Source organism: Bradyrhizobium elkanii WSM2783, assembly GCF_000472865.1.
GTDB classification, from domain to species: Bacteria; Pseudomonadota; Alphaproteobacteria; order Rhizobiales; family Xanthobacteraceae; genus Bradyrhizobium; species Bradyrhizobium elkanii_A.
Map to the genome: position 1 here is coordinate 1 of NZ_AXAP01000027.1, position 12,078 is coordinate 12,078.

The 12,078-nt window shown below is 61.5% G+C and carries 13 protein-coding genes; 11 read left to right on the plus strand and 2 right to left on the minus strand.

Annotated features, from left to right (window positions below; translation table 11 throughout):
- The coding region (locus YY7_RS0122625) for a transposase (RefSeq protein WP_028165233.1) at window positions 1-252 on the plus strand (252 nt) is incomplete at its 5' end.
- A gap of 186 nt (window positions 253-438) precedes the next feature.
- Here YY7_RS0122625 and YY7_RS0122630 read toward each other — a convergent pair.
- Complete coding sequence (locus tag YY7_RS0122630) at window positions 439-1,401, minus strand: AraC family transcriptional regulator (protein ID WP_028165234.1); 963 nt, start codon at window positions 1,399-1,401, stop codon at window positions 439-441.
- A gap of 215 nt (window positions 1,402-1,616) precedes the next feature.
- Here YY7_RS0122630 and YY7_RS0122635 point away from each other — a divergent pair, with 215 nt between their 5' ends.
- The 4 genes from YY7_RS0122635 (at window position 1,617) to YY7_RS0122650 (ending at window position 4,565) form a co-directional block, all read left to right on the plus strand.
- On the plus strand, window positions 1,617-2,387 hold the full coding sequence (locus tag YY7_RS0122635) for an alpha/beta fold hydrolase (protein ID WP_028165235.1): 771 nt from the start codon (window positions 1,617-1,619) through the stop codon (window positions 2,385-2,387).
- Window positions 2,388-2,495: 108 nt separating this feature from the next.
- The gene (locus tag YY7_RS0122640) at window positions 2,496-3,371 is read left to right on the plus strand and encodes an alpha/beta fold hydrolase (protein WP_028165236.1); all 876 of its coding nucleotides are present in this window, start codon (window positions 2,496-2,498) and stop codon (window positions 3,369-3,371) included.
- Between the two features lie 63 nt (window positions 3,372-3,434).
- Window positions 3,435-3,929 (plus strand): DUF302 domain-containing protein, encoded by a 495-nt coding sequence (locus YY7_RS0122645; protein WP_028165237.1) that lies wholly within the window; start codon window positions 3,435-3,437, stop codon window positions 3,927-3,929.
- Between the two features lie 108 nt (window positions 3,930-4,037).
- Complete coding sequence (locus tag YY7_RS0122650) at window positions 4,038-4,565, plus strand: hypothetical protein (RefSeq protein ID WP_028165238.1); 528 nt, start codon at window positions 4,038-4,040, stop codon at window positions 4,563-4,565.
- A 330-nt stretch (window positions 4,566-4,895) separates the two neighbouring features.
- On the opposite strand, the gene YY7_RS0122655 is transcribed toward YY7_RS0122650, so the two are convergent.
- A complete protein-coding gene (locus YY7_RS0122655) occupies window positions 4,896-5,105 on the minus strand; it encodes a hypothetical protein (protein WP_028165239.1) in 210 nt (69 codons plus the stop codon).
- A 363-nt stretch (window positions 5,106-5,468) separates the two neighbouring features.
- Between YY7_RS0122655 and glsA the strand changes: the two genes are divergently transcribed.
- The 6 genes from glsA (at window position 5,469) to YY7_RS56705 (ending at window position 12,067) form a co-directional block, all read left to right on the plus strand.
- Window positions 5,469-6,461 (plus strand): glutaminase A, encoded by a 993-nt coding sequence (gene glsA / locus YY7_RS0122665; protein ID WP_028165240.1) that lies wholly within the window; start codon window positions 5,469-5,471, stop codon window positions 6,459-6,461.
- A 73-nt stretch (window positions 6,462-6,534) separates the two neighbouring features.
- Window positions 6,535-8,184, plus strand: coding sequence for an MFS transporter (locus tag YY7_RS0122670; protein WP_245287351.1), 1,650 nt, complete (start codon window positions 6,535-6,537; stop codon window positions 8,182-8,184).
- 42 nt (window positions 8,185-8,226) lie between these two features.
- Window positions 8,227-8,790 (plus strand): HdeD family acid-resistance protein, encoded by a 564-nt coding sequence (locus YY7_RS0122675; protein ID WP_028165242.1) that lies wholly within the window; start codon window positions 8,227-8,229, stop codon window positions 8,788-8,790.
- A 181-nt stretch (window positions 8,791-8,971) separates the two neighbouring features.
- The gene (locus YY7_RS0122680) at window positions 8,972-10,282 is read left to right on the plus strand and encodes an amidohydrolase family protein (RefSeq protein WP_155255281.1); all 1,311 of its coding nucleotides are present in this window, start codon (window positions 8,972-8,974) and stop codon (window positions 10,280-10,282) included.
- 271 nt (window positions 10,283-10,553) lie between these two features.
- Entirely contained in the window at window positions 10,554-11,585 is a 1,032-nt protein-coding gene (locus tag YY7_RS52420; RefSeq protein ID WP_245287352.1) for a peptidylprolyl isomerase, read from the plus strand.
- Between the two features lie 20 nt (window positions 11,586-11,605).
- Complete coding sequence (locus YY7_RS56705; protein WP_051396841.1) at window positions 11,606-12,067, plus strand: hypothetical protein; 462 nt, start codon at window positions 11,606-11,608, stop codon at window positions 12,065-12,067.
- Window positions 12,068-12,078: the final 11 nt, after the last annotated feature.

A 12,078-nucleotide genomic window follows, 5' to 3' on the forward strand; every position in this document is an offset into this window, starting at 1 on the left:
AGCCACAAGTCGGCTGCTCTGCGTCGCATCATCCGAGGCGCCGGCGCCAGACTCTGGTATCTGCCGCCTTACTCACCCGACCTCAATCCGATCGAACAGACTTTCGCCAAGATCAAGCACTGGATGCGCATCGCGCAGAAGCGCACCCTCGAAGACATTTGGCGACACCTCGGCGACCTCGTCACCTCGATCCAGCCTACCGAATGCAGCAACTACTTCGCCAACGCTGGATATGCTTCCATCAAAACGTGAAACGCTCTAGCTCGCGCAAAGGGTCGGTGCTCTGCGGTTGCCACCCAAGTCCGTCTTGGGTCAATCGCGCCGATTTGCCCCTCAGCCCGAGACTTCCGGTCTATCCCCAACTGCGGACATGTCTACGCGCTGCGAAACTGTCGCGAAGGGCCAGAAGCGGACCTGCCGTAGATGGCCGCTACAAACCTAATCGGCGACCGCTGCTTCCTGAAAGTCGCCTTGCCTTTCGCCGCTGTCAGAGCGACGGGATATTCGGTACCGGCCAGGCGATACGCCGTGATGTCGATGGAATAACTTCGAAAACGCCGCCGCTGTCTCGTAACCGACCTTGCCGGCAATCCGCGCGATGGGCTCATCGCTGGTTTCCAGCAGGAACGCCGCTTCCGCCATCCGGCGTTCGATCACATAACGGTGCATGGACTGGCCGACGAGTTTGGTAAAGCGCGCCGAAAATACCGAGCGGCCGAGCCCCACGCGCTGGCCAAGGTCGCTCAGGGTCCAGGGCCGCTCCGGATTTTCGTGGATCAGCTTAAGCGCCGGTCCGATATGCGGGTCAGATATGGCCCCGAGCCAGCCGCCTTGCCCGGGACTGAGAGACGCGATCCAGCTTCGGAGCACCTCGACAAAGAGCACTTCCGTCAGTCGTGAAAGCGCGACGCGTTGGCCAGGACGCTCGAGCGCGAACTCGGTGACCATGCGGCGCAGGATTGCTTCAAGCCAACCACCGTCCGCCGTCGGCTTCAGGAGGAGCACGGGCGGAAGTAGCTCCAGCACACTGCCAAGCCGCGGCCGTGACACCGTGAAATTGCCGCAAATCATGGTCGAGAGCGGCTTCGCACGGCTGCCGTGACGAACGACGCCAAGACGCGGCGACAATCGATCGATATCCATAATCCGCAAAGGCTTGGCCCGGCGATCCGAATAAAACGCATGGGGCTGTCCGCGCGTGATGACGACAAAATCGCCCTCGGTCATCTGGATTTCCTGTCCATGTCCGAGCGCGAGGGTCGCCGAGCCTCGGCTGACATAGTGAAACAGAGCGTAGGGGCGCACCGGCAACTCAAGACGCCAGGGATGGCCGAGCTCGAAGTGAAAGAGCAGCGTCCCGCCGAGACGAACCCGATCGAGCACTTGGGCGAGTATATCCATGCCGCCGAAATTAAACCGGTGGACGATCGGACACAACATCCGGACGATTGATCCCTACTGTCCGAAAGGTCCGCGCAATACGTCATGTCGCGGCGGGCCGACGTTACGAGCGGCAACCATTTCGCCAACGGCAGATGGAAGAACCGCGACCTTGTTGGAAACGCCTGTCCATTCCCCCGGACTGTGTTCGTCCGACATGCCAACAGGAACAATCGATGCGCAATATCCTTCTCTCAGCCGCCACCGTACTCCTGGCCGGAACGACTTTGGTCGGCTCCGCTCATTCAGCCGAACTGCCCAAGGGAGCTGTTCACAATATCGTCCTCGTTCACGGGGCTTTCGTCGACCAATCAAGCTGGCAGCCCGTTGCCGACATCCTCACTAAGAAGGGCTACAACGTCACGCTCGTCGAAAATCCGCTCACCTCCCTTGCCGCTGACGTCGATGCCGCCAAACAGGCGCTGGCGAAGCAGGACGGCAAGACCGTTCTCGTCGGCCATTCCTGGGGCGGCGTGGTGATCACGGAAGCCGGCAACGATCCCAAGGTCTCGGCGCTGGTCTACGTCTCCGCTTTCGCGCCGGACGTCGGACAATCCCTCGCGACCCTCGCCAACAGCGGTCCTCCGACCGAAGGTGCCGCGGCGATACATCCTGACGACAAGGGCAACCTCTACATCGATCCCAAGGTATTTCCCTCGGCGGTCGCGGCTGACCTGCCCCCGAAGATTGCCGAATCCCTTGCGAACCATCAGATGCCGTTGAGCGTCAAGGCGTTCGAGACTCCGGTCGATACGGCCGCCTGGCGGGACAAGCCGACGTTCTACGTGATCACCACCAAGGACAGAGTGATCGCACCCGAGGCCCAGAAGTTTTTCGCCGACAGGATGAAGGCCCAGATAACGGACGTCGCCGGCAGTCATGCTTCGCTCGTCGTTCATGCCAAGCAAGTCGCCGAGGTGATCGAGAAGGCCACACTCGCGAAGTGACAGTACCGCTCCCGGCGTTTTCGCGCCGGGAGCGGGTCGCTCAAAGCATCGCTGTGCCGCACTTATCCCCCCACTCGATTATTTCATGCCAAGCATCCGGAGGATGACATGACTCAACTCGACATCGTGCGCCAGGACGTCGCCACGCTCGAAACCGCGCCGACCCGTTACGTCGAAGGCAACGGAATCCGCTTCGCCTATCGCCGGCTCGGCCCAGCTACCGGAACGCCGCTGGTTCTTCTGCAGCACTTCTCGGGCAACATCGATGCGTGGGATCCCGCCGTCGTCAACGCTCTCGCCACCGATCGCCCCGTCATCGCCTTCGACAACGCCGGGGTCGGTCGCTCGACCGGCCAAACGCCTGACAATATCGCAGCGATGGCGAAAGATGCAGTCGCCTTCATCAATCTGCTCGGCCTTTCCGAGGTCGACCTGCTGGGCTTTTCTCTTGGCGGCTGCGTCGCCCAACAGATCGCTGCCGAGCACGAACAACTGGTCCGCAAGCTCATCCTCGTCGGCACAGCGCCGAAAGGCGGAGAGGAACACCTGTTAGCGGTTCTGAAGCAGGCGTTTTCGCAAACCGATGCTCCGGACCCACGCCTGCCGCTCTTCTTCACGAAGTCGTCCGCCAGCCGGTCGTCCGGCTTGGCCTTCCTGAAGCGGACGAAGTTGCGTAAGGACGATCGCGACACCGACAATGGCAACGCGGTCACCGATCCACAGGCCAAGGCTCTGATCACCTGGTGCGCCACACCTGATCCCGAGCACGCCATTCTGCGCGCCATCCGCCAGCCCGCTCTTGTGGTCAGTGGCAGCCACGACACCATGCTGCCCGCGAACAACGCCTACGCAATGTTCAAGGAACTCAGCAACGCTCAGTTGATCCTCTATCCCGATTCAGGGCACGGCGCCCTGTTTCAGTACCACGAGATATTCGTCAGCCACGTCCGCACCTTCCTGGATGCACGGCCGTCGGCTGCGTGATCCCCCGGCGCGTTCTGATGCGATTGAGCCACTTCATCCATGAGAGTTGGTAAGGAAGATAAAATGACAATCGAAAACGTCGAAGTTGAGCGATTCAGCCTCACGAGTTCAAAGCCGTTCGACGCTGTCGTTGCTGCGCTCAAGTCGGCGATCGGTCAGCCTGACATTGTCGAATTTTTCAAGGCGACGAGGGCAGCAAAATCCTTCCCAGATTTAAAGCGCATTGTAGAAAGCGGCGTGGGCCGCACCGACCTTATGCTCTTCGCGGAGTTCGACTTGGGCGACATCTTGCGTCGCGAAACTGGATCCAAGACGCCTAAGATCATACGGCTTGTGGTTGGCAATCCGCTCATCATGAAAGAAATGGTCAGGCACGTGCCCGATGCTGGATCTTACGCGCCGGTCACAGTCCTCATTGATGAGCGTCCCGATGGCGTGCACATCTCTTATGACAAAATGGAGAGTTATCTGCTGCAGTATGGCAGCTCGGAAGCCCTTGCCGTCGCCCGAGCACTCGATACGAAAATCACGACCTTGCTACGCGAATGTGCGAGCTAAGACGTCCCGATGACGTCTTCGGCCGACGGAAGTGGGTAACTCATACCAATGCGGAATGCGACGGGCGTTGTCATGACGCGAGCCAGACGTTGGAAGGGAAATTCCTGTATGTACAAGACACTTGTCGTCACTCTCACTGCCTGGACTCTTTCCGCCGGGGCTGTCGCGGCTGCTCCCGCCGTCAGGAAAGAGCCACTGGATGCTGCGACCCTCAGCGCGATAAAATCGAAGTTCGGTACGCTGATGGAATTGGCCAACAAGCACGATTTCAAGGCTCTGCATGAGATGTTCTGGCAATCGCCCTCGACCTTGTTGGTGGCCAAGAGCGCGATCCAGTCCGAGGGGAACTGGGCCGGTTATTGGGGCAACGAGGCGATTGATCAGAAGCTGCATGATATTGGCAGCTCCGGTCCGGTCGTGCTCGAGCCAGATTATTCGAAGCTCAAGGTTGTCGGCCTGACCCGCGACGTCGCCGAGTCCTATGTGCCGATGAACATCACGGTCTCGTATGCGGGGCAGGATGGAACGGCCAGGCCGTTTCTGATGATCATCAATTGGCTTCGCGTCGGGAAAGATTGGAAGATCGCTTCCGAAATCATTCTGCCGGTGCCGCCCGTACCGGCCGCGAAGGACTAGGCGCAAGGCTTCGACTGTTCGGCACCGACGCCTCCGGCAGCAGGTTCGCTCGGGGTCAAAATGCGACTTACATCCTGCATCTGCTCTTGGGGCAAAGCGGACTTCGAGGTCAGCAAGTCGAGGGCGGGTAGGCGGGGAGGGTCCTAGACTTGATTGACTCGCTATCGGCTTAAGCGACTCGCTCTTACCTTTAGGGCACATGTGCGGAGGCACGCGCCTGGTAACGCGGACTGCCGATCGTCAACAACCGCCCATTGTCCGAAGTGGCGAACGAAATGAACCGCTATCGCTGCGGGCTCATCCTTATTCTCAACGCCAACCGCAAGCCAGCTACCCGAGCGGGCTTCCTTGATTCCGTCTGATGATCTTGAGGGTGAGCAGGACGGCGCCAAGAACAAGAAAGAGAACGCCGACAGTCGTCGTGCTGGTGGATTCGAACGTCACGCCAACTGCCGTCAGCAGGCATCCGATGATAACCGCGACCAACCCACCAAGCTTCTTCACCAGCAGAAAGTGTCCGTCACTCGTACTTGCCACCATGATCAGCCTCGCTGTTCAGATGATGTCCCGCCTTCTCCAGTTTCTCGTCGCGTCCTTTTTTCTCAGGTCAGCGGCAGGCTCGCGTGAGTGACGCAATCGTACACTCAGGCGGCCACCTTGCAAATTTCCCGCCGCTCGGATTCTGCAGTCAATGGCTGCTCTTTGATTCAATTGCGTGCGATGCCGATTGCGACAGTGTGCCTTACCTAACGAGTGTTGGAGCCTTGCGCGCGCGTGAGAGAACTCGATGGCAGCCGGCACATTTGCTGGTCTATCAGCAAATTGCTGCATCGGTTGCAGATTGACTCGAATTAAACGTGGGCGTTAGATCAATAACATAGCCCGGTTCGGCGGAGTGGTGCGATGGTGTCACCATCGGCGATCGATGAACGGCCTTACGTTTCGACCGGTCATCTACCTAATCCCGAGATGGTGCAGTCGCTGGTGGAAGACGCGCACCGGCGTATTAAATCGAACGCCGACGGCCACAATTCGCAGGTCTACCCGGCGCTCGCCCGAGTGCCCAGCGAACTGTTCGGCGTTTGTGTCGTTGGAACCGATGGGCATGTCTACGGCGCGGGCGACATAGACTACGAATTCTCCATCATGAGCGTGTCGAAGCCATTTGTGTTCGCATTGATCTGCGAGACGATTGGCCCCGAAGAGGCACGCGCAAAGCTCGGCGCCAACGCCACCGGATTCCCATTCAACTCGCTTGCTGCGATCGAGCGCGGGGAGGGGCGTACCAATCCGATGGTGAATGCGGGCGCGATCGCGACGACGAGCCTCGCGCCGGGAACGTCCGCCGAGGCAAAGTGGGAGTTCATCCACGGCGGGCTGTCGCGCTTCGCGGGCCGCAAGCTCCCACTCAACGAAGAGGTCTACGCCTCCGCGTCAGAGACCAATTTTCGCAATCGCAGTATCGCGCGGCTGCTCGAGAGCTACGACCGGATCTATTGCGATGCCAAGCAGGCAACCGATCTCTACACGCGGCAGTGTTCGCTGAACGTGACCGCCAAAGACCTCGCCGTGATGAGCGCGACGCTGGCGGACGGTGGAGTGAACCCGATCACGAAGCAACGCGTGGTCGACGCTGCGGTCTGTCATTACGTCTTGGCCGTGATGATCACGGCCGGATTGTATGAGACGTCAGGCGACTGGCTTTATGACATCGGCCTGCCCGGAAAGAGCGGGATCGGCGGCGGCATTGTCGCGGTTTCTCCCGGAAAAGGTGGCTTCGGCACGTTCGCTCCGCCGCTGGATACGGCCGGCAACAGCGTGAGAGGGCAACTCGCCGCGAAATTCCTGTCGCAGCGATTGGGCATGGATCTGTTCGTTTCGCAACCGGAAGACTGACCAATGTTGACTGGATCGGCGTCCTATCCAGCTAGCCGATCCTGAAAGCCCGGGCAAATCGGAGGACGCCAGAGTGACACAGACAATCTCGATCGGCGGCATCCACGAGGAGGAACGCGCATCATGGATTCCCATGATCGCGATCGCGCTCGGCCAGATGATCATGTCGTTCAACGTCGCTTCGCTGCCGGTGGCGATGGGGGGAATGGTCAAAAGCTTCGGCGTTCCTCCGACCACGGTCGCGACCGGCATCGTGGCCTATTCCATGCTGGTCGCCGGCTTCGTCATGCTGGGTGCCAAGCTCGCGCAGCGCTACGGCGCGCTGCAGGTGTTCCGTGCGGCCGTCGTGCTGTTCTTCATATCTCAGGTCATGATGACGTTCAGCCCGACGGCAGTCGTGATGATCACGGCGCAGGCGCTGTGCGGCGCCGCCGGCGCCGTCATCGTGCCCTCGCTGGTGGCCCTCATTGCCGAGAACTACACCGGACGCCAGCAGGCAACTGCGGTGGGTGCGCTCGGTTCTGCACGTGCAGCGGCCGGCGTGCTCGCCTTCATCATCGGCGGCGTACTCGGCACCTATATCGGCTGGCGGCCGGTGTTCGGAATTCTCATCGCCGTTTCCGCCATCGTGTTTTTCCTCAGCTTCCGGCTCAGGCGCGATCACGGCCGGCCGGATGTGGAGATTGATCTCGTCGGCGTCATACTTGCAGCAGCCGCGATCATTCTCATCAGCTTCGGCTTCAATAATCTGAACAGATGGGGGCTCGTGTTGGCGAGCCCGAACGCGCCGTTCAGCTTTCTTGGCTTGTCTCCCGCCCCGATCCTGATCGTGGTGGGCATCGTGCTCGGCCAGGCGTTCCTGATGTGGACACACAGACGCCAGGAGGCAGGCAAGACTCCTCTGCTTGCGCTTCAGGTGATCGATTCGCCGGAAGAACGAGCGGCCGTCTACGCGATGTTCGCCGTCGTCGCGCTAGAGGCCGCGCTCAACTTCTCCGTCCCGCTCTACATTCAGATCGTGCAGGGTCGCAGCCCGATCGCCACTGCGGTGGCGATGATGCCGTTCAACCTTACAGTATTCTTTGCCGCGATGCTGATCGTGCATGTCTATGACAGGCTGACGCCGCGGCAGATCGGGCGAGCCGGCTTCATCCTTTGTACAGTCGCGCTGTTGTGGCTCGCTTTTGTCGTGCGCAGCGACTGGAGCGAGGTGCCGGTGCTGTTCGGGCTTGTGCTCTTTGGTATCGGGCAAGGCGCGCTCGTCACGCTGCTGTTCAACGTGCTGGTCACGGCCTCGCCCAAGGAACTCGCAGGGGATGTCGGATCGCTGCGCGGCACCACCAACAACCTCGCTGCCGCTGTCGGAACGGCAGTGGCGGGTGCGCTCCTTGTCGGTCTGTTGAGTTCGATCGCGCTGGCCAGCATCGCCGCGAGCCCCAAGCTCACGCCCGAACTTCAAGCGCAGGTCGATCTCGACAACATCAATTTCGTCAGCAATGACCGGCTTCAGACTGTCCTTGCCGATACCAGTGCATCCCCGGCAGAGGTCGCCGAGGCGGTGCGCGTCAACACGGAGGCGCGTCTGCGTGCCCTGAAGATCGGCCTCCTGATCATGGCGGCGCTGGCACTTGTGTCGATCATTCCGGCCGGGCGGCTGCCGAACTATCGACCGGGAGAGATTCCGAGCGACGAGACGGCGAGCGAAAGCGGGCGAACCGGCTGATGCGCAACGGGGTCGAGTGCTCTTGAAATCGAGGAGAATGACATGACCACCTATGACAATGGTTCTACGATGCGCCTGACCGGGCTGCCGACACCGCCTTTATGGGTGTGCATCCTGCTCGGAATCGTCATGATCGTCGCGGGCCTGCTGGTCCTGGGAGATCTCGCGCTGTTCACCGTGATCAGCACCATCTTCATCGGCTGGATGGCGATTTTCGCCGGCGGATTCGAGATCATTCACGCTTTCTGGACCAAGGGTTGGGGAGGGTTCGTGTGGCAACTGCTGCTCGGCGCGCTCTATCTTGCATTCGGCATCGTGCTGGTGACCCAGCCGTTGACCAGCGCGCTGATCCTGACCCTTGTCCTCGGTCTGCTGCTTCTGATCTCGGGGTTCATCCGCATCCTGGTCGGCATCAGCCATTGGCAGCAGTTCGGCTGGATCATTCTGGTGTCCGGGCTGTTCGGTGTTGTGGCAGGTCTCATCATCCTCACGGGATTTCCGGCCACCGGGACATGGGTGATCGGATTGCTGCTCGGCATCGACCTCTTGTCTCACGGCATCGGATGGCTGACCCTTGCCTGGCTGCCGGCTGTCAGAACGGGGTAGCAGCCGTCGATCGACGAAGACTGGCAGTACGTCGCTAATCGCCCGCGATCACGTCGGGCGTTCCCCTCCCGCACAACAAGAATGCGAACCTTGCGCTATGCGCCATTGGTGGAGATCAGTCATGTCAGGTTTGAGGAAGCCGGGTCGAGCTTTCATTGCTGCGCTCCTGGCTTCAATTGGAATGAACCTCGCGGCTTTGCCGATTGCGCAGGCTCAACAAGCGTCCGCCGTGCTGTTCCAGAACGTTCGCATCTTTGACGGAAAGAACGCCGCGCTCTCCGCGCCGTCCAATGTCCTGGTCCGGGACAACAAGATCGAGAAGATTTCGGTTGCAGCGATCAAGGCTGACGCTCAGGTGATCGACGGCGGCGAACGCGTGCTGATGCCCGGGCTGATCGACGCGCATTGGCATGCGATGTTGGTGCGCCCGACGCCGGCGGCTACTCTGGCTGACGACGTCGGCTACAACAATCTCCTTGCGGCAGCGGAAGCCACCGCCACGCTAATGCGGGGCTTCACCACCGTTCGCGACATGGGCGGGCCGAGCTTCGGGCTCAAGCGCGCGATTGACGATGGCCTCGTCGCCGGCCCTCGCATCTATCCGTCTGGTGCCGTGATCACCATCACCGGCGGCCATGGCGATTTCCGGCAGCTTACCGATCTGCCAAGAACGATCGGCGGCATGCTCAGCCGCATGGAAAGAATTGGCGGCAGCATGGTCGCGGACAGTCCGGATGAGGTTCGTGTGCGCGCGCGAGAGCAGCTCATGCAAGGGGCCTCACAGGTCAAGCTCACCGCGGGCGGTGGCGTCGCTTCGCCGTTCAGCCCGCTCGATGTATCCACCTTCACCGAGCCCGAGCTGCGTGCCGCCGTCGAAGCTGCCGAAAACTGGGGCACCTATGTGGCCGTGCACGCCTATACGCCGGTTTCGATCCAGCGCTCGATTGCGGCGGGAGCAAAGTGCGTAGAGCACGGCCACCTGATGGACGAGGCTACGGCGCGCCTCATGGCGGAGAAAGGAATCTGGTTGAGCACGCAACCTTTCCTGGATCTGGCGGGCGCAAGTGCGCTCGGGCCGTCGGAGCAGGCGAAGATGCGGCAGGTGGTTGCCGGCACGGACAGAGTCTACGCGCTGGCAAAGAAATACGGAATCAAGACTGCCTTCGGCACTGACATTCTGTTCTCTCAGGCGCTGGCGGAGCGGCAAGGCGCCATGCTGGCCGATCTCACCCGCTGGTACACGCCGGCTGAAGCGCTGACAATGGCGACATCGACCAATGCCGAATTGCTCAGCCTGTCCGGACCCCGAAACCCATATCCCGGCAAGCTGGGCGTGGTGGAGGAGGGCGCGCTCGCCGACCTCCTGCTGGTCGACGGCAATCCAGTCGACAACATCAGGCTCGTGGAAGATCCGGCGAAGAATTTCCTCGTCATCATGAAAGGCGGAAAGGTCTACAAGAACCTTCTCGCTCAGGAGCCTCCTCGGCGCTGATCCACAAGGTGCGTACAGCAATACCGGCAGCCCGCCAAGATCGGTCGCGAACTAGTGGACTGTTATGAAAGTGTGACATTTGGTGATGTAGTAGTCGCCGATGAAGCACTACTCGGTTTCCGCCGCGCCGAGATCCAAGGCCTGTCGCGGGATTGCAGCGACCGGATCCTGAGCCAGAAGATCGAACCCTGAGGTCACTATGATTGCCCATCGTCCTGCGTTTGAAGGTCCAGCACCGCGATACCGTCGCGATCGTGTCGGCCGTCACATCGTGGCTTTGGCGATCATCGGACTGGCCGGCGCACTGAGCGGCTCTGAACCCACCTTCGCGCAAAATCCTCCCCCGGCGGCACCGCAGCGGGTGGTGAAGCCGAAGGCGCCTGCCGCAGCACCCGCGCCTGTTGCGGCGGCCCAGCCGGCCGCCCCGGCGCCGCAGGCCGAGGCGGCGGTGTCGGGCAACGAGCCGGTCGCGCGCGTTGGCGGACGTGACGTCTCCGCGTCGGAAATCCGCGCTTTCCTCGCCGCCGTCGGGCCCGAACAGCGCGCCGCGCTTGCCCGCGATCCCGCGCTTCTCAACCAGACGCTCCGCGCGATGTTCGCAAGGCAGCTCGTCCTCAAGGAAGCCACGGACAAGAAGTGGCAGGACCAACCGGCCGTCGTCGCTCAGCTCGCCAGGCTGCGCGAGGAGGCCATCTTCGAGACCTATCTGCAGTCGGCGTCGGTGCCGCCGGAGAATTATCCGGATGAGGCGGAAATCCAGAAGACCTATGACGCCAACAAGGGCGCGCTGATCATGCCGCGCCGCTTTCATCTCGCCCAGATCTATGTCGCGTTGGCGGAAGGAGCGGACGCCGCGGCCGAGGAGAAGGCCAAGGCGAAGGTCGCGGACATCCAGGCCAAGCTGAAGCAGCCGAAGGCGGACTTCACCGAGATCGCCAAGGACACCACCGACCAGCGCGAGCTCGCCGACAAGGGCGGTGATCTCGGCTGGCTGCCCGAGCCGCAGCTCGTTCCCGAGATCAAGAGCCGCGTGATGGGAATGGCCGTCAATAGCGTGAGCGAGCCGATCAAGCTTGCCGACGGCTATCACATCGTCAAGCTGATCGAGACTAAGCCGTCCGAAACCATGGCGCTTGCCGACGTGCGGGACACCCTGGTCCAGCGCCTGCGGGCGCAGCGTGTCGAGCTCAATCGCCGCGCCTATCTTGCGCGCGCGCTCGAGCAGAATCCGCCCGCGATCAACGAAATCGCTCTATCCCGCATCGCTGGCGAGCTGACGCAATCGGCAGGCGCTGCCCGCTAACAGCATTCGGCACGGAAGCGATGGCATCGAAATCCCAGATCATGAATGGGAATCCCGGCAGGCTGCGGCGTCTGCTGCGTTCCTTCGGTCTCGTGGCGCTCGGCCTTTCCGCTGGGCGCGCGCCGGCTGCGGCGCAAAGCACGGACTTCAAGGCCGCATCCGAGGCGCCCGCGGCCTGGCGCGACTATGCGTCCCGGCTGCAGGGTGCCTTTCAGCAGCAGATCGATGCCGACGGCGACACGTCGCAGTGGCTTGTGACCTTCGCGGCGGGGCGAGAGAAGGAGAACAAGCCGCTGACATTCGTCGTGAGCGCCTCGATCCTGCCCGACGGCAGGATGGACCGCATCGCGTTCGACAGCAGCATGGATCCCGAGCTTGGCGGCCGGTTGCGTCCGCTGCTTGCCTCCGCCAATGCCGGCGCGCCGCCTCCCGACATGCTTCAGCCGCTGCGTCTTCGCCTGCGGCTTCGATCTACAGAGTGAGCGAGGCGGCG